Origin of the sequence: Acinetobacter haemolyticus (assembly GCF_003323815.1) — a bacterium.
Taxonomy (GTDB): domain Bacteria; phylum Pseudomonadota; class Gammaproteobacteria; order Pseudomonadales; family Moraxellaceae; genus Acinetobacter; species Acinetobacter haemolyticus.
Genome location: NZ_CP030880.1, coordinates 874,026 through 896,784, shown reverse-complemented (window position 1 = coordinate 896,784; position 22,759 = coordinate 874,026). Strand labels below are relative to the sequence as shown.

General features: G+C 35.9%; 17 protein-coding genes and 1 pseudogene. 8 read left to right on the top strand and 10 right to left on the bottom strand.

The genetic code is table 11. The features are described from left to right. Positions 1–3: 3 nt before the first annotated feature. Together gmtX and greB are read left to right on the top strand one after the other, a co-directional pair. Positions 4–615 carry a gamma-mobile-trio protein GmtX gene (gmtX, locus tag DS737_RS04135; protein WP_113996838.1) on the top strand — a complete coding sequence of 204 codons (612 nt, stop codon included), beginning with the start codon at positions 4–6 and terminating at the stop codon, positions 613–615. Beyond that, positions 612–1,085, top strand: a complete 474-nt coding sequence (greB, locus tag DS737_RS04130; protein WP_113996837.1) for a transcription elongation factor GreB — start codon at positions 612–614, stop codon at positions 1,083–1,085. Before gmtX ends, greB begins: the two co-directional genes overlap by 4 nt. Here the strand turns inward: greB and DS737_RS04125 are convergent. From DS737_RS04125 to DS737_RS04105, 4 genes and pseudogenes are all read right to left on the bottom strand, one after another. After that, positions 1,069–4,095, bottom strand: coding sequence for a TrlF family AAA-like ATPase (locus tag DS737_RS04125; protein ID WP_162784520.1), 3,027 nt, complete (start codon positions 4,093–4,095; stop codon positions 1,069–1,071). The two genes, greB and DS737_RS04125, sit on opposite strands and share 17 nt — an antisense overlap. 252 nt (positions 4,096–4,347) lie before the next feature. Then, positions 4,348–4,734: a hypothetical protein gene (locus DS737_RS04120; RefSeq protein WP_113996835.1), complete on the bottom strand. Its 387-nt coding sequence runs from the start codon at positions 4,732–4,734 to the stop codon at positions 4,348–4,350. Positions 4,735–4,796: 62 nt separating this feature from the next. After that, entirely contained in the window at positions 4,797–6,047 is a 1,251-nt protein-coding gene (locus DS737_RS16245) for a hypothetical protein (RefSeq protein WP_228206842.1), read from the bottom strand. A 154-nt stretch (positions 6,048–6,201) separates the two neighbouring features. Further along, positions 6,202–6,345, bottom strand: a pseudogene (locus DS737_RS04105) (transcription elongation factor GreB); the annotation flags it as partial. A gap of 374 nt (positions 6,346–6,719) precedes the next feature. Between DS737_RS04105 and DS737_RS04100 the strand changes: the two are divergent. After that, positions 6,720–7,829: an MltF family protein gene (locus tag DS737_RS04100; RefSeq protein ID WP_113996832.1), complete on the top strand. Its 1,110-nt coding sequence runs from the start codon at positions 6,720–6,722 to the stop codon at positions 7,827–7,829. 46 nt (positions 7,830–7,875) lie between these two features. Here the strand turns inward: DS737_RS04100 and DS737_RS04095 are convergent, their stop codons facing one another. After that, the gene (locus tag DS737_RS04095) at positions 7,876–8,259 is read right to left on the bottom strand and encodes an SCP2 sterol-binding domain-containing protein (protein WP_004640249.1); all 384 of its coding nucleotides are present in this window, start codon (positions 8,257–8,259) and stop codon (positions 7,876–7,878) included. 196 nt (positions 8,260–8,455) lie between these two features. Further along, the gene (gene ttcA / locus DS737_RS04090; RefSeq protein ID WP_004640251.1) at positions 8,456–9,361 is read right to left on the bottom strand and encodes a tRNA 2-thiocytidine(32) synthetase TtcA; all 906 of its coding nucleotides are present in this window, start codon (positions 9,359–9,361) and stop codon (positions 8,456–8,458) included. Positions 9,362–9,857: 496 nt separating this feature from the next. On the opposite strand from ttcA, the gene DS737_RS04085 reads away from it, so the two are divergent. Together DS737_RS04085 and htpX are read left to right on the top strand one after the other, a co-directional pair. After that, positions 9,858–10,721 carry a lytic transglycosylase domain-containing protein gene (locus tag DS737_RS04085; RefSeq protein ID WP_113996831.1) on the top strand — a complete coding sequence of 288 codons (864 nt, stop codon included), beginning with the start codon at positions 9,858–9,860 and terminating at the stop codon, positions 10,719–10,721. 217 nt (positions 10,722–10,938) lie between these two features. Then, the gene (gene htpX, locus DS737_RS04080) at positions 10,939–11,844 is read left to right on the top strand and encodes a protease HtpX (protein ID WP_004640254.1); all 906 of its coding nucleotides are present in this window, start codon (positions 10,939–10,941) and stop codon (positions 11,842–11,844) included. A gap of 62 nt (positions 11,845–11,906) precedes the next feature. Here the strand turns inward: htpX and DS737_RS04075 are convergent, their stop codons facing one another. The 3 genes from DS737_RS04075 to DS737_RS04065 form a co-directional block, all read right to left on the bottom strand. Then, entirely contained in the window at positions 11,907–12,485 is a 579-nt protein-coding gene (locus DS737_RS04075) for a DUF4112 domain-containing protein (protein ID WP_113996830.1), read from the bottom strand. A gap of 76 nt (positions 12,486–12,561) precedes the next feature. Continuing rightward, positions 12,562–13,899 (bottom strand): magnesium transporter, encoded by a 1,338-nt coding sequence (gene mgtE, locus DS737_RS04070; RefSeq protein ID WP_113996829.1) that lies wholly within the window; start codon positions 13,897–13,899, stop codon positions 12,562–12,564. A 279-nt stretch (positions 13,900–14,178) separates the two neighbouring features. Beyond that, positions 14,179–17,280 carry an efflux RND transporter permease subunit gene (locus DS737_RS04065; RefSeq protein WP_113996828.1) on the bottom strand — a complete coding sequence of 1,034 codons (3,102 nt, stop codon included), beginning with the start codon at positions 17,278–17,280 and terminating at the stop codon, positions 14,179–14,181. A gap of 341 nt (positions 17,281–17,621) precedes the next feature. Here DS737_RS04065 and DS737_RS04060 point away from each other — a divergent pair, with 341 nt between their 5' ends. Both DS737_RS04060 and DS737_RS04055 read left to right on the top strand, forming a co-directional pair. After that, complete coding sequence (locus DS737_RS04060) at positions 17,622–19,235, top strand: phosphoethanolamine transferase (protein ID WP_113996827.1); 1,614 nt, start codon at positions 17,622–17,624, stop codon at positions 19,233–19,235. 206 nt (positions 19,236–19,441) lie between these two features. After that, positions 19,442–20,581 (top strand): glycerophosphodiester phosphodiesterase, encoded by a 1,140-nt coding sequence (locus DS737_RS04055; RefSeq protein WP_113996826.1) that lies wholly within the window; start codon positions 19,442–19,444, stop codon positions 20,579–20,581. Positions 20,582–20,630: 49 nt separating this feature from the next. Here the strand turns inward: DS737_RS04055 and pnuC are convergent, their stop codons facing one another. Continuing rightward, on the bottom strand, positions 20,631–21,233 hold the full coding sequence (pnuC, locus tag DS737_RS04050; RefSeq protein WP_113996825.1) for a nicotinamide riboside transporter PnuC: 603 nt from the start codon (positions 21,231–21,233) through the stop codon (positions 20,631–20,633). A gap of 447 nt (positions 21,234–21,680) precedes the next feature. Here pnuC and DS737_RS04045 point away from each other — a divergent pair, with 447 nt between their 5' ends. Further along, complete coding sequence (locus DS737_RS04045; protein ID WP_113996824.1) at positions 21,681–22,628, top strand: DMT family transporter; 948 nt, start codon at positions 21,681–21,683, stop codon at positions 22,626–22,628. Positions 22,629–22,759 lie beyond the last annotated feature (131 nt).

Sequence of the window (22,759 nt, the reverse complement as noted above, 5' to 3'; positions counted from 1 at the left end):
GATATGAGTCCTGAAGAACTACTTGAACATTTAAAAAGCGATGCTTCAAGCAAAATACAGCAATCATTGACAGCTATTTATGATATTTGCATGGAACAACAAGAACGAGGAATATATGACTTTTCTGTTTCTACAATTGCAAAATTAGGATGCAAACGTGGAGTTCCCCAGGCACAAAGTATCCGAAATAAAACAGGAGAAAAATACCGAGCTTTGATTCAAGCATTTACTGATTCAACCTCCAGCAAGAAGAAACTTAAAAAACTTTCTAAACAAGAAACTGATTGGATTTCCGAAATTGACAATCCTAAGCATCAATTATTGATTAGGATCATGGCCTCAGAGTTAAAAGAAGCACAACAAATGCTCCGAGAAATTATTCCTCCAAAACAAAGAATTGATATTTATGATCATAAGCATATGATATCTGACCAATCATTTAAATTAACAGATCAAGAAGTTCGAGCTTTGCAATATTTACTATCATCTGACTTTCAGAAAAAGTGGAATTTGAAATCCACAGAATATGGTGCCCTAGTAGATGAAAAGAACCTGCCTGTGTTTAAGGTAGCAACTCTAGATGCATTGCGTAAAGCTTTGGAATATTTATCATGAATCGCAAATTACTAACTGCTGAAGGATATCAACGTTTACAAGATGAACTTAATGACTTGGTTCGCAAAGAACGTCCTGAGATTACAAAAATTGTATCCTGGGCAGCAAGTTTAGGCGATCGGTCAGAGAACGCAGATTACCACTACAACAAAAGAAAATTGCGAGAAATTGATCGTAGAATTAGATACCTAACCAAACTATTTGAAGTCGCACATAAAGTTGAATATAGTCCTGAACAAGATGGGAAAGCATACTTTGGAGCATGGGTTGAGTTAGAAAATGACGAAGGTGAAACTATTAAATTTCGTATTGTTGGAGATGAAGAAATTTATGGTCGTAAAGACTATATTTCTCTCCAATCACCTATTGCTAAAGCCTGTTTAGGTAAGTCTGTAGATGATGAAATTCAAGTACAGACCCCAAATGGAAAAAAAAATTGGTACATAATTAATATTAATTATGTTCCTTAATATCCGTAAAGTACTTATTACGACGATTATTAAATGCCCGCAAAGTACCTTCAAGAATATCAACAGAATGTTTATTAAGTTCTGAGCTTTCAATTGAACCTGATTTATAACTAATAGAAAAATTATTTTCTCTATGAAAATCAGTATAAATAATTTGTTCAGCATCACAAACTATTGCTAAATTAGGGTTATGGGTAACCATAATTATTTGTCTTGTTTTTTTTGCCTCATTTAAAATAGGTACTAGAGAATTTACTACAGTATCATTATCTAAGTTTTCTTCAGGTTGATCCAAAATTATTGGTGTTTTATCTTTATCAACTAGTAAATAGAAGATTAGTAATAAAGCACCGCGTTGACCTGGTGAAAGTTTTTCAACCTCAACATTCTGAAATTTTAATGAATATTTTGATTGGATAAAGTCTAATCCATAAATAAAATTGTATACTTCTACTGAAGTGGTATTCTTTCTAAGCATTTCAGAAATACCAACAGTACCATTAGCTTCTGTCAATTTAGCAATTAAATTTTCTAAAAAATTAATTACTCCCTCTTTTGTCTCGAGATCTTCATTTTTTGATAGATCTTCTAAAGTATTTTTAATATTATCAGGAGTGAAATCAAAACGCTGCTGTTTAATCAGTGAAGTTAACTTTTCTTGGAAAGAATCAAAATTAAAGTCTAATTTAGATAAAAATTCGAATTTATTCGTTTCATTAATAAAATCATTTATTTCAATAGATTTTTGTACAGGGTTATAAAGTGACTCCCTTACTTCTTTTTTTCTCTCTAATATTTCATAAAGAGATAACCCAATCTCTTTTCTCTTAGATTTTTTCTCATTTAGCTGATCAGGAATCTTTTCCAATTCACCAATTTGGTGTACTATACCTAACAAAGATTCTGGATAATTAATACTTCCATTTAATTCCTTACTTTTATTATCCCAAGCCCTCATTACTTCTAAATAATTATTATATTTTTGATATGGTTCTGATAATTTCCCGTTAATATCTTTAGCTATTTTTTCACAACTCAAAATATCAACTTCCAATAACTCTACAGCCTTCAAATTAGCCGCTATTTCAGCCTCCAATTTTAACCTTAAAGTTATCAACGGCTGTTTATTAACTTCCAATGAAACAGTTTCACTTTCAATCGACAAGGCTTTTAAATCCTCATTATTTTTATCTTTAAACAATTCAACTTGTTTATCTAAGTAGTCTACCTCATCGACAATACGATTTATTATTAAGATTTTAGACCTATTATCTTTTATTAATTTATTTAAATCTAAAATATTATTAGACGAATTAATAGATTTCAAATTATTTTCTTCTAATTGCTCTTTTAACACCAATTGCTCAGGAGTCAAAGTATCACTTGGTGACATAACCTCATCAGGCTTAATCAACTCATGATCTTGTATTTCCTGTATTTTTTCTATTTTTTTACTTTCTAAGAGCTTTCTTACACTAGGCTGAGCTCTTAATTCTAATTGAGCTATTTCATCATTTATTTTATTTAATTCATTTTTAAAATGTAAGACACTATCATTTAAAGAATATTCTTTTTCTTTAATCAATGATTCCAAATCAATAAAACCCTGTTTTTCATCATCAGATAAGTATGAAAAAATTACAGAATTTAGTTCATTTTGAAATTCATTATTTTCATTATCTGGGTTACATAGTTTTTCAAAATAAACTTGAGGAATGTACCTAACTTTTTCAATACTTTCTTGGTCTATTTTAGAGTCTAGAGATTTAGTTTCCTGTTTCCCATTTAACCAAGTAATTGTTGCTTCAAACTCTGTAGCAAATCCACCTTTCCCTTTAAAACGCCCATCTTTGAGAAATGAAAAATAATTACTACTAGATTTAGAATTTCCTAATAAAGATATAACATCGGCTAATGCACTTTTCCCACTACCCTTTTTTCCGATAATTGCTACTAAATCATGGTTAAAATTAATTTCTGTGGAATCCAACCAATTCTGATGACATTTTGCATTAACATGCTTATTTATTTTAATCTTATCTAAAAAGTATGCACCTCGTCCTTGCTTCTCAATATATTTTACAGGCACCTCTCCAATAAATGATCGATTTTCAGGCTCTTTAATTGCTTGCAATAAGCCTTTAAAGGTCGTATCAGCTTTTATCCATGTTTTTTTATTAGATGGAAATTTTCCATAATCTGAAAATTTATGAGCATCACTTCCTGCAACAACTAAGCGTGGGATATAATCTAGAGCTTTTTTAAATTGTTCAATAATATTTTTATTATCATTAGTTTCTTTCATGAGAAATAGATTTCTATATTCTTCTTTTCTCGATTCCATTATCGTTGATTTTTTAAAAAGACTCATTACAAAACTATAATTTTCTAAAACATCAATTTCTTTCAATCCGTTATAAGTATCCCATGGCATGAAAGCTATACAGTCATGAAATTTTTCAATTGATGAAATATAGTTTTCTCTTTTTAAACTTGCTAATCCACATGCTTTCTCTAAAGCATATTTATCATCATTTTTTATTTTATCTATATCAATATGTTTTCTACGTAATAAATCTTCGCCAGTATTTCTAATAAAATGAATTAAATTATCTTCTGATAGTTTTTTATTATTTTCTTCAATTTCTTGTTCTGCTAAAAAATCTTTTAAGTCCTGATCCCTAACTTCATCAGAAAAAATAGCATGTACATTTAGTCTAATTCTTGGTGCACAAACTCTTAGCTCTATTCCTGGAAAAACTTTTTTTGTTAATTTAGGAGCTCCCTCTTCACTTAAACGTTTTTTAAGTTTGAACCAACCATCAAATGTAAAATAATCCATTAAAGCAAAAGCATCTGGTTCAGAATTATTTAAATGTTCGATCATTTGATCAATTAATTGATCATCATGCTCTTTATCACCATTAAATTTTTCACCTCTCCACTCATAAGAAGCTGGAGTGTGAATATGTAAATCCCAAACTCTCCATTCTGAACCCCGTCTAAACATATTACCCTCCAAATTTTTAAATAAAGTATTTAATCTTAATAATTCCATTCTCAGAATATATGATTTTTAGCAGAATTTTATTAAGAAAACTTAATACCCCTAAAAGTTTTCTAGTTCAAATAAGCTAAATTTATAGCTCTATATCAATTTGAGAATTTTGAAAGATCTTTTTCAGTTTAATGTGCAAATTTAATAAAATCTATAGATATTAGGGAGTAAGAGAGAAACTTTATAAATATTTTCTTCTTTTTTTTAAGTAATAATTAACAATTGTTTTTTTAATTCTATAAGTTTTTGATGTTGTGCTTCCACACAGCTCTTATGACGCTCAAAAAATGGATCTTTATTATTTTTCCAATTGTTAAGAATATCTTGACCCTCTTGAAATTCTTTTTCTAGTTTATCAATCTTCATTTGCAGCGCCACTTTTCGATCCCATTTAAGTAGTAGCTCAGATTCAATCTCTTCTCGTGTAACCTCTCCACTAACAATTCTCTCGAAGTCTTCCTCAGATCGCTTTTCCGCAGCCTCTATGACATTTTGAGGGTAAGAGTGACCCATGATATTTTTTGCTAACATATGGGCTGTACGGAGCTCTACAGCTTCTTCATCTGTATATACATGTCGCTCTACATTCATTTAGATTCTCCAAACCTCTTCGGAATATCCTACCTCTACTACAGAAAACATGGAATACTTGATCACTCTGATTTTATTGATACTTTACTCAACCATGCAGAAATGATTTCCTTTGTATTCATCCCAGTCCAATTATGTTGATTATCAAAGAAATTTAAGCTTATAAATTGCTCAATTTGGGAGAAGTGCCAATTATCAGGTAGTTTTTTAGGATAGTTTGGCTTCTTTTTTGAATCTACTAAATATTTAATGTAAGAAGCAATTTTGTTCGAGTATTTGTTCTTATGCTTTTCATGATCAATTTCATCTTTCATTTTTTCTATAAACAAATCTCCTGCTAGCATTTTTGCCTGATAAAACAAAAGGCTATATGAATGTTCTAAATCAAAGTATTCTGAAAGTTGGATTAAATTAGTTTCTAAATTTAAATTTTTCTCATAAGGAACTGGAAATTTCGAGAAGACCTCAGGAATTAAATAATATATTTCTTGTAATCTAATATTTTTAACAAAATTTTCTATTTGCTGGATATCAGCCATATCTAATTTAAACATATCAATAAAACCGCCAACAAATATTTTTAATTCATAATTACTAACATCCTCATCTATAGCCAAATAAATACCATTTTGCACTCTAACTTGAAGAATTCTTACTAATGAATCATATTGTTCGTTACTGAGAGTAGAGCTATTTTCTTGCAAAAATAAACTTATTTGCTCTTTTAAGTTATTTAAATCTTTGTACTTATCAATTATGGCTCTTTTATCAAACAAGGATTGAAGCACAATATTTGCCCCACCTCGTTCTTCTTCATAAAAACTTTCCCACACCTTCTTATTGATAAATCTTTCTTCTCCAATTGTGTCAAAAGATAGGAATAGATAAATGTATATTATTTCAAGATAGCTAAAATCGAATTCAGAAAAGGCTTTTTCCTGCAATATATTTTTATAATCATCAATAAAATCCTTAGCTTTTTTATTATTCTTTTTTAACTCACAATTTACACATAAATAGCCTTTCTTAAAAAATTCTTTATACATAGTCCTATTCTTAAATCCTACTCTTGAGTGACATTTTCTACATTCAAAATTAGTATCCACAAGTTCTAGGCAGCTATGCAATTCAACAAAATCTGATAATTCTTTTGCATTTGTAAAGTTATATTGTTCTGTAATTGTTTTAGCAGTATTTGCAAATTTCAGATCACCAGTTGTTGTGTACGTTTGTAACCAATAATCCTTAACTATTTGAAGATCTTCACCCTGTAAGTTGCTCAATAATTTTATTTCAAAAGACTCAGGTCTCATAAGGCTCACCTTAATATTTGGATTGAGTAGTTCTAGTTATTCGTTTTAATCGTCAAATCTTTTTATAGTATATTTTTTAGTATATGTACTATTTCTAAGGTTATGTTTTTGTTATTTTAAAAATAAAATAGTACAAATCATAGGGTTATAATCAAAAATCAGCGTTCTCAGAGCGATCGCCTAAACTCGCAGCCCAATTCACTTTTTTAGTGATTTCAGGCCGTTCATCATGCCAAAGTTTCTTTAATTCAGCGACCAATAAGTCATGGCCCGTACGGGTAATTAAGTTTGATTTCATAAGAAAAAAATACGTGAAGATAACAATCCGTTTACAAGTTTTTGCATTGTATTCCTTATTTCACCATCACTAAAGTGTATAAATTTTATTCTTTTTTAAATCATGTGTTTGTGATGTATTTATCATTTATTTCTTGCTCAAAATTTGACAATCTGTTTTTGGACGCTTATTATGCGCCCCTAAGTTAGTTTTTTGTTTATTTTTTATACACTTTGTGAATGATGTGTAACATCTACATCATTTTCCCGATTAACCCAATGTCATTTTGAATGACGTCATGACTTGCCCACCCTTATTGAATTTATCAACTTTTAAAAGTTAAGGCATCGTTTTGCTGAACTTTTAGGGCATAAATTACCTGTAGCGGAGACAACATGCACAGTAATTCAAGTTCTGGGTCTAGGCCTAGCCTTAACTCTTTATCTTCTAAACTCCCGTTTCAAGCTTTAGCATTAGGTGTTGTAATTATTCCCTTCAATAGCTTAAGCGCAGAAAAATCTCACCAGTACAATACTGTTGTAGCAAAAAATGTTTTAACTGTGGTTGCCGTAGAAAACCCAACCATCGTATTTAAAGAAGATCAATTCTTACATGGCTTTGGTTACGATTTAGTGCGTAACTATGCACAAAGCTTAAATGTAAAACTTGATTTTAAAACAGTCCCAGACAATGCAACTGCATTGAAATGGATTGCACAAGGCAAAGCCAATTTCGCAATGACCACTTCAACAATTGCAGATATTGAAAAGAAACAATTGGTTTCATTCTCAGCAAGTTGTGGTGATCAAGCAAGTTTAAGTAGTAATGGTTTAAACCCCCAATTAAATTGGGTATTTAAACAAGCTGATGATCCTTTAACACTTACTGCCAGTGGTTTTGTGTGCCAAAGTAAACAACTGGGTACGACTCAACAACTTGCTTCCTTTTATAATCGTAATGTGGTTAAGCCAGAGTCATGGTCTATCATTCAAAAAGACTTGAATCAGCGTTTACCTATTTATAAGGCAAGTTTTAAGCAAAGTGCTTCTAAATACAATCTAGACTGGCATCTATTGGCTGCCATTGGTTATCAGGAATCCTATCTAAAACCGACCTCTGTTTCACCAACAGGTGTACGTGGGATTATGATGCTCACCAATAACACGGCGAGAGCAATGGGTGTAACCAATCGCACTGATCCTGTACAGAGCATTCAAGGTGGTGCAAAGTATTATGACTTGATGCTGGATCAGTTTGCACATGTCCCTTATCCCGACCGTAATTGGTATGCGCTTGTAGCGTACAATATGGGACCTGGAGCAGTCGGACAAATTCAGAAGCGTATCCAAGCCCAAGGAAAAGATCCTAACCAATGGGTGAACTTATATGATTATTTACAGCGTAACCAAGCTCGAAATGGTCGTTATAAACAAGCCGTGCAATACGTAAAACGTATTCGTACCTATTTAGAACATATCAAGACCAGTAACTTGATCAATGTCTAAAGCAAAAAAAAGCTTACCAATGGGTAAGCTTTTTTTTGCTGATCACTTAAGCAGTTTGCTCAAGTACTCTTTTAAATAAATCTTTTTGCTCTTGGCTTGGTTTTGCAGTTTGCAATGCCATTAATTGAGACATATCGCCTTGGACTTTGATTTTACCTGTCATGAATGCTTGCATTGCAGCAGCCATGTCAAATTCTAAGAATACTTTACGTAAAGTCTCAGCATCCATATTTAAAGTTGTTTTAGCATTTGAAGACAAACCTTTTTGGATCTTACCAGCATCAAGAGCTAGCTCAGTATTACCAGCTGCATCTGTTACAACTAAGTTAATCGCTAAATTCGCAAGCGCTGGTGGTAAGTTTAAATCACCTGCTTCAGCAGTAAGTTTATCGACTGTTGCAAACCAATCATCAGTTAAAAATGCAGCCATGATTATTCCTCAAATGTATTTGTTCAATTTCTTGTGTTATCTATCCAGACAACATCACATGAAGCAATTTGCTCGTGCCATGTTATAGCACGTATATTTTATTTTAGGCTATGATTTTTTGTACGTAGGATCCAAATTTTAAAAAAATTATAAAGAAAAGGCACTTAACAAAGTGCCTTTTAAAAATTTTTACATTTTAATCAGCTGCAAAACTTAAATTAACCACATCGAGACGATTTTTCAGCTCTTCAGGATCTTTGAGATCAAACTCACGCTGCCCATCTAAAGCTTCAAAATCAAATAATTCGCGGTCAGCCAATTGTGACGGTGATACGTTCTGTAAAGCACCGAAAATGCTGTGTAGACGTTTTGGATATTGCTTATCCCACTCACGCAACATATCGTTGATTATAGCGCGTTGCAGGTTTTCTTGAGAACCACACAAATTACACGGGATAATTGGGAACTTACGCATTTCTGCGTATTTAATAATATCTTTTTCTTCAACATACGCTAAAGGGCGAATTAAGATATTCTTTTTATCTGATGAAAGAAGCTTAGGCGGCATCGCCTTTAAACTCCCACCATGGAATAAATTTAAGAAAAATGTTGCCATAATGTCATCACGATGATGACCTAATGCCACCTTAGTTGCGCCAATCTCTTGTGCAAAACCATACAGCGAACCACGACGTAAACGAGAACAGACCGCACAATAGGTCTTACCTTCAGGCGTTAATCGCTTGGTAATGGTATAAGTGTCTTTTTCCAAAATGTAATATGGAATATTATTTTCTTCCATATAACGTGGAAGAACATCTTCTGGGAAACCAGGTTGTTTTTGGTCAAGATTGACCGCAACAATGTCAAAATTAATCGGTGCGATACGTTTAAACTGCAACAAAATATCAAGTAAGGTGTAGCTGTCTTTACCACCAGACACACACACCATGACTTTATCGCCATCCTCGATCATTTTATAATCACGAATTGCATGCCCCACTTGGCGACGCAGTTTTTTCAACAGGCGATAATAGGCCGAACTAGTTGGAAGTTCTGGCTTGAAATTAAATCCTTGGTTGGACTCCACTGGCGCGTACATAGACGTGATTAACTCATAAACAAAAACACTGCGAGATTTTATCTGAATTCGAAAAAAACCGCACCAAAAGAATTTTTCAATTTCTTTCTATCGTCATATTCAGATTTCATACTGGTAAAATTCTGATCAAAAATTATAAAAATTGCCTAGATTGCTTATATTTCAAACTTTTCCACAGTTTTCCACAAAAACTGTGGATAAAATTGTGGATTTCTTAGCTATTGACAAACTGTTTTGATCAGATAATAAGGCTTTTGATTAAATTGATCACTTTTTGATCAGTTATTTTAAGCATTAATAATCAATAGCTTATATAAGTCAATACTTCAATTTTAAAAAAAAATTAAATTTTTTTTTGCTGAACATTCGAACAAAATGACTTGATTTTTTGTTAGACAGCAAAATAAAAAAAATTGTATTAAAACTCCATTTTTTGCATTTTTTTGTTACACTGCGCTAAGGAATTAAAGCTCATCTATTTGTGAATATTATAACGATGAACAAAATAACGTATTTGATGACCTTCTGTTTGGGGACAATCGGTTTTTTTTATAACTCTGCACATGTTCATGCAGGGCAAACCATCTATCAATTCAAAGATACTAACGGTACAACCTTACTCACCAACAAGAAGAAAGCGGAATATAGCCATTTAAAAGTCGTTAAAGCGACTTACTATCCTGACAGTAATATTCACACCTATAGCAATTGGGGTAAAACTGAGGCCTCTGTGCTTCCCAGCTATAATCGTAATAGAAATGCTTTTGATCATCTGATCAGACAAGCAGCGCAACAACACGGTGTATCTGAAGGATTAATTAAAGCAGTCATGCATACTGAGTCGGGATTTAACGTCCGCGCGCGCTCCCCAGTAGGTGCCCAAGGCTTAATGCAATTAATGCCTGCAACCGCTCGACGATTTAATGTTAGTGATGCATATGATCCACAACAAAATATTTTTGCTGGTGCTCGCTATTTAAGCTGGTTATTAAAACGTTTTAATGGCAATACTGAACTCGCACTGGCTGGTTATAATGCGGGCGAAGGTAATGTTGATAAGTATGGTGGTATTCCACCTTTTCGTGAAACGCAAGATTATGTACGTCGCGTAACTAGCCGTTATCAAAACTTGTATGCTTCTGGTCTAAGCAGTGTGACGACGAATAATGCATTGATGGCACAATCCGTCAGTTATTCAAATGCTGACTTACCAAGTAATCTATCCACTAGCAGCCCCGCCCCAAAACAATATAACCGTCAAATTATTACACTGGCAGACGGAACATTTACAGATGCACCTGCGGGCACCTATTCAACTGCAAATGCCTCAGCATCTGCACACATACGATTGAGTGATTAAACTGTACATTAAAACAACGATACATCTTCATAATGTGTACTTATTTGCTGCATTAAAATGATTTTAAGTTGTTGTTTCTTCATTCATTCATCGTTTTAATACTGAAATACAATTCCATCCATTTTTTTCTTGAATTTTTAGGGTTCAGCCTGCATATTATGGGGATGATTTATATTTATAAATCAGATCACTTTTTCTTTATAAGAGGGTTTTCTCAATGATGCGGATTGGTTTGTTCTTGCTAACCAACCTCGCGGTACTGGTTGTAGCTGGCATTATTTTGTCACTCTTCGGTGTCGGTAGTTACCGTAGTGCGGGTGGCTTAAATCTAGGCAACCTATTAGTCTTCTGTTTTGTCTTTGGTATGGTGGGTTCATTTATTTCCCTCTTCATGTCAAAGTGGATGGCTAAAAAAACCACTGGGACTGAATTAATCGACCCGAATGCACCTCGTAATCAGGCTGAAGCGTGGTTGTTGCAAGAAGTTTCTCAATTATCTCAACGTGCAGGTATTAAAATGCCTGAAGTGGGGATCTTCCCATCTTATCAATCAAATGCATTTGCAACTGGTTGGAATAAAAATGACGCACTAGTAGCTGTTTCGACAGGTCTATTAGAACGCATGAACAAAGATGAACTTCGTGCCGTACTTGCACACGAAATCGGACACGTTGCGAACGGTGACATGGTTACACTTGCCTTGATTCAAGGTGTAGTCAATGCCTTCGTTATGTTCTTTGCGCGTGTTGCAGGTGACTTTATCGACCGTAATGTCTTTGGTCGTGAAGATGGGGAAGCACCAGGTCTTGCTTATTTCGCTATTACCATCGTATTAGATATTGTGTTTGGTATTTTAGCATCCACAATCGTAATGTGGTTCTCTCGTCAACGTGAATATCGTGCAGATGAAGCTGGTGCTCGTTTAGCAGGTAAAGATGCCATGATTTCTGCACTGCTTCGCTTACAAGCTGAGTCAGAAATGCCGGATCAAATGCCAAAAGAAATGAAAGCATTTGCAATTACGGAAGGTAAGGAACAAGGCTTTAGCTTAGCTGCTTTATTCCAAACTCACCCAAGTATTGAGCAACGTGTTGCTGCGCTCAAACAATTGAATGTTCATTAAATCAAACAGATTCAAAAACAAAGCCTCCTATATGGAGGCTTTGTTTTTTATGAGTATCTCGCTCAATGAAAGGATTGATACCATTGCCATAAAAAACTAAATCCAGCCCATATAGCAACCACCAATAAAATAAGAATGGCAATGCCCAATAAATCAGGTATCCGCAACCAGATCCAACTCACAATAGAGTTACGCCAAAATGCTGAAGTTTTTTGCTTTTGTTCTAATGCTTCATGTAAAAAAGGATGCACCACATGGATATCACTTCGCACCTGATATTCTTCACGAATATGATCATGTACGATGTCTAAGGTCTTGCGGCTAGGACGGATAAACACATCAAAAATTGTCCCGACGATCGGGACAAAACCAACAAGCATATCCAAGATTGCCAGCTTCACCACTCCATTCAATTTATGTTGTGGAACACCAACCTCTCTGGCTTTTTTAAATGCATAGAGCGTTAAAATAAATCCTGCGATGTCACCTGCAAAGGGAATGGTACTCAATGCGGCATCGGCGCCCACCCCTTGTTTAGTAAATGGGATACGCACCAAACTATCCATGGTGTTGGCAAATTTTGCTAAATCACGCTCTACTGCAATCGCCTGCTGTTGCGTTAGTTTTTTTTGTTGGGTCATTCAGTCAGCCTAAGATACATAGTTCTATTGATGATAAATTAGCATATCAATTTTTTCGGTATATTTTGTTCTGTAATTAGAACAAAATCATCGATGCAATAAAGAGATAGATCAATACTCCCATTGCATCACAAATCGAAGTGACCAAAGGTGCAGATGCACTGGCCGGGTCAAAACCAAATCGATTTAAAATAAAAGGCAGACTCATACCAATCAAGCATCCCATGAGTACGATTCCAACCATACTAAATGCCAAAACCAATGCAACTAATGCATCACCACGTACATAACCAAGGAGTGAAACAGCAATTGCCATCGTTCCACCTAAGCATAACGCGACTAAACTTTCACGCCCTAATAAATAAAACCAATCTCTAAATTGCACATCACCTGTTGCCAATGCTCGCACCATTAATGTTGATGACTGAGATCCTGCATTTCCCCCACTCCCAACTAAAAGTGGTAAGAAAAATACTAAAACAAGATGTTGCGCAATGACATCTTCATAATGTGCGATTCCAATACCCGATAACAGACTGCCAAATACTAAAAAAACCAGCCAAAAAACACGTTTCTGATATAACTGTAAGATAGGTGCTGACTTAATACTTAATTTAGTGGTTGCGTTGACAGCCCCTACTTTTAAGAAATCTTCTGTTGCTTCTTCACTGGCAACATCCATAGCATCATCGTAAGTAATAATCCCCACTAAAGCTTGTTGTACATCCACAATCGGTAAAGCAAGTAAATCATAACGTGCCATAATTTTAGCAATGTGGTCTTGATCGTCATCAACACGCGCACTAATCACATCACGTACCATCAACTGTGCAACTCGTGTTTCTGGTTGTGCCAAAACCAATTCACGCAAAGACACAACACCGATCAGATGCCGTTGTTCATCAATAATATAAGCCTGATAAATCGTTTCTGCGTCTGGGGCATCCTTGCGTAATGCCTCTATTGCTTGAGCAACAGTAAATTCAGGTTTTAGCGTCACATAATCCGAAGTCATGATCGCCCCCGCTGTGCCTTCGACATAATCTGCAAGACGGCGGATGTCTTCTCTTTCAGCTTGGGCTAATGCGGGTAATAGAGTTTCCTGTTCACTCGGATCTAAGCGTTTAAACAAATCAGCACGATCATCGGATGGCATTTCACTTACAATCTTTGCTAGTACTTGACGAGGCATTTCTTGTGCGATCAGCATTTGCTGTTTCGCAGGGAACTCCGCAAAAATATAGGCACGTTGTGGTAAATGCTCAAGCAAATAAGCTGCATAACTTGGGATCATTTGTTGTAATAATTCAGCCAAGTCGGCAGAGGGAACACCTTTGAGTAAAGCGAGTGCTTGATCGAGGTGATGGTTTGCAACAGTTTCGTTGAGTAGTGTGATTAATTCATTTCTTGACATGCGAATCTCCTAGCCCAAACACATTCGGCTAGGTCGCAGACATAATTAATCGTGCGCGTAAAAACCTAGCGTATTTAGGGAATATTTAAGGTAGTAAGTACTTGATCGAGACCTACAACTCTGTGTATCCATTTTTTAGATAAACTCTCAATTGAACCGTTTATACGGCGCATGAATAATAAAGGCTTGAACTCAATGGCTCAAGCCCTATCTCTATGAAATATGTCTTATTTTGTTTCAATCTAAACGACGTTCATCAAATATGACATTTTTCGCAATTTAATGTTGAATGACCGTATTCGCTTTGAAGATGGAGCGAATCAGCACATACATTAATGGAATAAAAATAAGTACTAATATCGTACCAAATACAACACCTCCAAAAACGCTATAACCGATTGCTTGGCGGCTCAAAGCCCCGGCTCCCGTTGAAAACATTAATGGAATTACCCCTGCGCCAAAGGCAATCGATGTCATTAAAATTGGGCGCAATCTTAACCCCGCAGCACGCAAAGCCGAATCCAATAAAGATTTTCCTTGCTGTTGTAAACTCGCAGCAAACTCAACCATTAAAATGGCGTTTTTACAGGACAGTCCTATGGTCGTCAGCAAAGCAATTTGGAAATAAATATCATTGGCGAAACCAAACCAATAACTAAACAAAATTGTTCCACCGATCCCTAATGGAATTGCAGCCATCACCACAGATGGTATCGACCAGCTTTCATATAAAGCAGCCAAACATAGAAAAATGAAGGCAATAGAAATCACGTATAACCAAATTGCTTGATTACTAGACTGTTGCTCTTGATAAGATAAACCACTCCATGCCAAGTCAATACCAGGCATATTGTTTGCAAGTTCTGTCAAGGCTTGCATGCCTTGACCACTACTAAAGCCATTCGCGGAATCAGCTTCTAACTCTATCGAAGGATAGCCCATAAAACGTTGTAAAGATGGCGGTGCACCCTGCCAAGACACTTGACTAAACTGGGTAAATGGAATCATTTGACCTTGTGCATTTTTTACATGCCAAAAGCCCAAATCTTCTGGTTTTGAGCGATACGGTGCATCACCTTGTAAATAAACACGCTTAATTCGGCCACGATCAATGAAGTCATTAATATAACTGCCACTCCAGGCTGTCGAAATCGTTCGATTAATTTCACTCACATTTAAGTCATGCAACATCGCCGCGCGATGATCAATTTGAAGGTTTAAAACCGCCTGATCATCATTGGTTTTTTTATCTAGATTTTCAATACTCTCTAGTGCATTACCTTGTTGTTGTAACTCTCTAAATGAGGTTAATAAATTATCCCGCCCCATTCCCTGAGTATCTTGTAGCCAAAAATCAATTTTATCGGAATTACCTAAGCCACGAATTACAGCAGGCATAACTACCATGATTCTTGCTTGATTGTTTTGTGCAAAATGTTTCATTGCCCGTGCACGAATCGCTTGTGCACTATTTTCACTTCCCTGACGTTCATCCCAATGTTTTAAAGATACAAAAGCTTGTCCAAGATTTTGCCCTGTACCTGAAAAATTACGACCATGAATCACCATAATGCCATTGAGATTATCTTTTTCCTCACTCAAAAAGTAATCTGAAATCTGCTGACCCACAAGTTGAGTTTGACTCATGGGAGTCCCTTCTGCGAGACGGAATTGTACCCCTAAAAGGCCTTGATCTTCTTGTGGTAAAAAGCTGGTCGGTAATTCGCGATAAACCCAAGCAAAGGCACTGATTAACACGATAAATGAAATAATCGCCACCGACTTTACCTGAATTGCTTTTTTTGCAAGCGCTAGATAAGCAGCCCTAACCCGATCTAACCCTCGCTCAAAGCTTTGAGCCCACTTTGCTTTTTGATGCTGCTGTTTTAAAAGAATTGCGCATAAGGCAGGTGTCAAAATTAAAGCAACCAATAAGGATAAAGACATCGCTGCGACTAAAGTAATCGAAAACTGACGATAAATAATGCCCGTCGCACCTGTAAAAAACGACATTGGAATAAATACGGCGGTCAACACTAAAGTGATACCAACCAATGCTCCACTGATCTCTTGCATGGATTGAATACTGGCTTGTTTAGCATCCAACTTTTGCTCATGCATGATACGTTCAACGTTTTCAACTACCACTATCGCATCATCGACGAGTAAACCAATCGCCAACACCATGGCAAATAAAGTCAAGGTGTTAATACTCATCCCTAAAACTGCGAGTACAGCAAAGGTTCCTAAAATCACAACAGGAACTGTAACCGCAGGAATCAGCGTTGCTCGCCAATTCTGTAAAAACAGGAACATCACCAAAACCACTAAAATGATCGCTTCAATCAAGGTCGCTAATACTTGAGACATTGACTCTTTAACAAATGGCGTATCATCCCGAGGATAAACGACGATATATCCCTCGGGTAAATCCTTCTTAATTCGTTCTACTTCTTGATAAATAAGATCAGCCGTTTGCATCACGTTGGCACCCACAGCTAACGATACCGATAATCCAGAAGCTGGGTAGCCATTTAAACGGTTAAACACTTGATAGTTTTCTGCCCCCACTTCAATACGCGCAATATCTTTTAAGTAAACTAAACTGCCATCTCCATGGGCTTTTATAATAATTTGTTCAAATTGCTCAGGTGTTTGTAACAAGGAGCCTGAAGTCACTCTTGCATTTAAATATTGATCTTCGGTACTAGGGAGCTGTCCAATGGCCCCAGCAGCCACTTGCGCATTTTGACTTTCTAAAGCTGTTCTAACTTCACTGACACTTAGTTGGTATTGTTGTAACTTTTTTGGATCTAACCAAATTCTCATCGCATATTGTGAACCAAACACACTGATTTCGCCCACACCTTCAATACGGCTCAAATTTAGTTCAAAATGATTGGTTAAATAGTCAGAAATATCAATATTGGTAGAACGACTAGATGAATCCGCCAATCCAATTACCATAAATGAATCACTAAGAGATTTTCGAACAGTTACCCCTTGTCGTTGTACATCTTCCGGTAGACGGTTAATGGCACCATTAATTGCGTTTTGCACTTGAACCTGTGCTTGATCTGGATCAGTACCTTGTGCAAAAAACAGACTGATCCGGCTATTACCGCTAGCGTCACTACTAGAACTAAAATAAAGTAAGTGATCAATCCCTTTAATTTGTTGTTCTAATACTTGGGTAACACTATCTTCTACAGCTTGTGCATCTGCACCACTATAACTCGTTGCGACAGTGATACGTGGTGGCGCAATATCTGGATATCGCTCTACCGGTAAGTTTAATACCGCGAGTAAGCCAACAGCCATGACGATAATTGCTAAAACACCAGCAAAGATGGGACGATGAATAAAAAACTTAGATAACATGGCTGTTCATTCCGTTCCAGAAACAGTCAATTTTTCAAAAAGATAGGTGGAAGATCAATTAAAGTAAGTACAGATTTTAAGCTTGATCATCTCTAAGTCATTCTCAAAATACCATCCCTATTAACATATCATTTCAAAAAGTGCTAATTAAGGAGGAATCGTGGATTTTTACGATTTAATATCGACCAAATCTCCATCGATTTGCTACAGATTATTTTGACTAAAAAGTATTTAATTTAAATCGCTTTGCTATCAATTACTTCATAAATACAGATTGACAGCCACGTAAGTAAATCAGATAGTAGCACGCTTATTGCCACCCCCTATTTTATTCGTCATTTATGAAAACCACGCTGCAAAACTTTAATATTCTTCTATTAATTTTGCTGCCAGCATTAATTACTGGTGGTTTATTAATTTTTTCTGGCAATTTATCTGACGGATTGAGACTTGGTTTTTTATCATTACCAGGCGTTATTTTCCTAGTTCTTGCAGCAACACAACGCAAATTTTATTGGTATCTTCTTTCTATCCTTTGGTGGTTTATTTTCTGGTTCGATTCGTTGCTTCGCTCAAGCACATGGATCTTGTTCAGCAGTGATAATGAAGCTTATTTTATTATTGAGGCGATTGCGAATACCAGTTATGCAGAAACGTGGGAGTTTTTCCAGCTTCATATGCTCACCATTCTATCGGTATTGTTTGGTCTCATCGCATTGACAGTTGGATATAACATTGCGGCATTTAAATACTTAAAAGAAAATAGCTTTAAACAACTTTGGAATAGTCGGTTCTATCGTATTTGTATCATTTTTTTGGTGCTATTAACCTTAACCAGTTATCTCATGAAGCCTTCTCGCAAAGTACATCCCGTTGTATTTTGGACGAATTATCATGAGAAAATTCAAGATTTCCGCGATCGAATCAAACAACATAAGAATGTACATCAACAATGGGATCAAAGTGCACAACAGAACCTGATTATTCAAGATCCAAGCAAACTAAAACAAACCCATGTTTTAGTACTTTCTGAAAGTATCACGAGTCTTGATTTAGGTCTTTGTGGTTATAGCAGAGACACTACGCCAGAACTTAACAAACGAATAGATCAACTTAAAGTCTTCTGTAATGCTTTTTCACCATCGCCTTCGACGATTAATGCTTTGCGTGTGTTACTGACCGAAAGCCCAGCAGCAGAATATAAAACATATTCACCCGAAAGTATCTTGGCTTACGCACGAGCAGCTGGTTATAAAATTTACTGGATCAGTAATCAAGATGATATTTATCTTTCATCTTTATTCGGTGCTTATGCGGATAAAGCCATCTATAAAAACACCCGCTCAGGTCGTAGTAGCACATCTTTAGATGAAAAATTAATCCCTGCTTATGAACAAGCTTTGGCTGATCCTGAACCTAAAAAACTAATTATTCTGCATATGATTGGCACACATCCAAACTATCAAGAACGTTATCCAATTGCGTTTAATAAATTTAATAGTAATAGTAATGATGCTGTAGAAATGTCACTCAAGAAAAATGATATTGATCCGTGGATTCGTTCAATGCGCAATCATTATGACAATGCCATTTTATATCAAGATACTTTATTGGCTCAGTTCTTTGATGCCTTAACCACTCAAAAGGATCTAGATCAACGTTCATTTACCGTGGTATCCGATCATGGCAATGAAGTAGGTCACGAGTTAGACTATGCAGGACATAGTCCAAATACTAAAGCAGGTTATCAAGTGCCTGTCATTATGTGGTATGACCATATGCCATCTGTTGGCGTCGATCTCACTACAACTTTAAATACGGCTGAACTAGACAATAATCTGATGAAGATCATGGGTCTGAAAGACAAATATGCGCCGCCTCAATCGTATTGGTTTGATTCCAACTATCACTTTAGCCCTGAAGTAAATTGGCCCTATTGGCAAAAGAAGCATTAAGTATCATCGATCTGAGTAGAGTCTAGTGATACACACAAATACTCTTGATTGATCATTTTTAACAAATGATAAAGCTTGTTGCTTACCCAGCAAGCTTTACACCACAATTTTCTTTTTATTTTCACAAAATAATCATCAAACTGTCATCCATTTGATAAATTTTATTTGCAAACTAATACAATTAATAAAAGCACATGAGTTTTACGATGTTAAAGAAATCCGTTCTTAGTCTCTGCCTTTTTACGCTTGTTGGTTGCAACAACGATAACAACGATCAATCAAATACTGGAAAAACAGAATATCAGCTCCCCCAGATTTTAGTGGTTGGGCATCGAGGCGCGAGTGCACTTCGTCCTGAACATACATTGGAAGCATATCAAAAGGCCATTGATGATGGCGCAGACTTCATCGAACCAGATTTGGTTTCGACTAAAGATGGCGTTTTGGTCGCTCGTCATGAAAATGAAATTAGTGGAACAACGAATATTGCCAGTCTTCCAGAGTTTGCAAATCGAAAAACAGAAAAAGTGATTGACGGAGTTCGCTATGAAGGCTGGTTCACTGAAGATTTTACCTTGCAAGAATTACAACAACTCAAAGCACGCGAACGCATCCCACAATATCGACCGGCGAATCAACAATATAATGATTTATATACAGTACCGACATTAGAACAAATTATTGAATTGACGGAAGCACACTATAAAAAGACAGGTAAAATTATTGGTCTTTATATTGAAACTAAACACCCAACGTTCTTTCAACAACAAAACCTTGCTATGGAAGATACGCTACTTAAAACCCTAGCAAAATATCGCTACACAAGAGATATCGCACCAGTCTATTTACAGTCGTTTGAAGTGGGAAATCTTAAATATTTAAAACAACAGCTCGACCAACATAAAAGCATTAAACATGCACAACTCATTCAACTCTATGATGAGCCAACCGCAAGTCCTGCAGATTATGTGGTGCAAAATATTAAAACAACTTATGCAGATATGGCGACTGCTCAAGGCCTAAATGATGTTGCTGCTTATGCAAATGGCGTGGGTCCATGGAAAGTTTACATTTTTAAAGATAACAATATGAAAGAGACCACGACTTTTGTTGCTGACGCACATAAAGTTAATTTGAAAGTTCACCCTTATACTTTCCGCCCTGAAAATTATTATATGCCCGAAAGTTTAAAATGTGCGGACAAAGAAAATGTTTCTGAACGCTGCCCAGATAGTGCGATTAAAGAAATGCAGTTATATTTTAAGGCAGGGGTAGATGGTATTTTTGCTGATGATCCAGCTATTGCCCGCAAAGCAGTCAAAAATTATTTAGGTCAAAGCAAATAAGTTTTATCATTGATGGGGAGAACCACATGGTGCTCCCCTACACTGTCATTTAATTTGTTAACTGTTTTTGTCGAACTTGTTGCCATTGCCACCAACCATAAGTTGCCAAACCAACAAATGCTGCATAAAGCCCTGCCGTCAATAATAACTCTTTGTAGAGAAACATTCCCACATAAACAATATCGATGATGATCCAAAGTAACCAAGTAGCAATGTGCTTTTGGCTGGTCCAATAGGTTGCAAGTAAACTAAAGGCTGCAAGTTGAGAATCCAACATAGGAAGTGAAGCATCGGTACAATACTTCAAAACCATGCCAAAAATTAGACCACCAGTTGCAGCTAAACATATTTGGGCCAATGCACTCGTTCGATTGATCGGCTCGATACGAATCTCATGATCTTGACGTTGCCCTTTTAGCCAATAATAAAAACCATAGAAATTAAACACGATAAAGAAAAATTGTAAGATGGTTTCACCATACAATTTATAAGTGAAGAAAAGGTACGCATATAATGAACAAGCCAAAATATTGAACCACCAACACCACATATTCCGTTGTATGGTTAATGTTACTCCTATCACGCTAATGATGACGGCAATAATTTCTAATGCAGACAAAAGACAACTTCTTTGAATATTCGATCGTGACATTATGAAAAAATCCTAGATTTAAGCAACAGCTAAATCTCAAAATGCCTCACTGATTGTTTTTCTGTTCCTTCGTTTTATATGGAATGATTTATTACCTTTTTATATTTTAGTTAAGGGCCGAAATAGAATTTAGAAAGCATTTTAATTTTTAGAGTGGCTATTTATTCAGCAATGGTTGTGTTATAAAAATACATAACTATTTTTTATGATCTATCAATGTTCACACTACAAGTTTCCTCAACTCGCACAAATCACATCGTTGATTGCACTCACGTCAGTGCCGCATGGCGACGTGTCTGCATTTTATTGCGAGGAGACTTTATCCATCGATTTCATCTCATGAATATCTATAAATAGAACATCATATGAAATGACAAGGTCACCTCAAACGTGGCCTTTTTTGTTGCCTAAAAATCAAGATGACGTTGTCATCACTGGAGTTTACCCATGTCTCAACTACATGAAAAAAGTTTACTGCCCACCACACAGATACAGCCGACTGTTGTGTCTACATACCCTCGCCTCGCAACAGTCGGTCAATTTATTGCAGTGACTCTGATTTGGTCATTTACCCCTTTAGCGGCGGTATGGACAGTCAATGAACTGCATTGGGCGTGGGGCTTATTTCTACGATTTAGTCTCGCCATTCCTTTAGTTTACATCTGCTTGTTATATTTCAAACTAAAGCTAACATGCAATGCAAAAGCTTTACTTAGCTATGCTGCTGGTGCAATTGGATTATTTGGGTCTATGGCGTTTTGCTATCTGGGCGCAACACGTGTACCTTCAAGTATGATTTCAATCATCTATGCAACTGCTCCACTATGGTCGGGATTAATCGCGGTATTTATTTTAAAACAAGAACGCTTTTTAATTCTGCAATGGGTTGGTCTAGTATTAGCGATATTTGGTCTAGTACTGACACTCGGTCTTGCAACTGAAGAAATTCAACTGGATATGCTTGGTGTTGCTTACCAAATTATTGCTGTTTTGCTGTATGTACTGTCCATGTTTGCAGTAAACAAAATTAAAGCCGAAATACATCCAATCGTACAAACGGCTGGATCAACTTTAGTTTCATGGTTAGGTTATCTCGGTCTTATCGCTTTTTTTTATAGTGAAGTGCCGACACAGTTGCCGAACTTACAAACATCGTTAGCTTTAATATATAGTGCTTTGTTTTCCTCTGTTCTTGCGATGATGTTTTATTTTCATTTGATACAGAAGCTCAAACCCACAACAGTAATGCTCACCACAATTTTAACCCCAGCTTTGGCAACACTCTGGGGAATAACGCTAAATCAGGAACCTTTTAGCTCGCACTTATTTATGGGTTTGGTTTGCTTAGCAATCGGGTTAATCATGTATGTCTATCCCAAACAATGGTCTAGATAAGATATAAAAACTGCTGAGTCTGATAAATGATCAGAACATTTGTATTATATTATGCAATGACTCACGGAAAGGAACTGAAATGATGCTTAAACAGATCAGTTCCTTTTGATTTATAGCGTGACTTCCCAAAG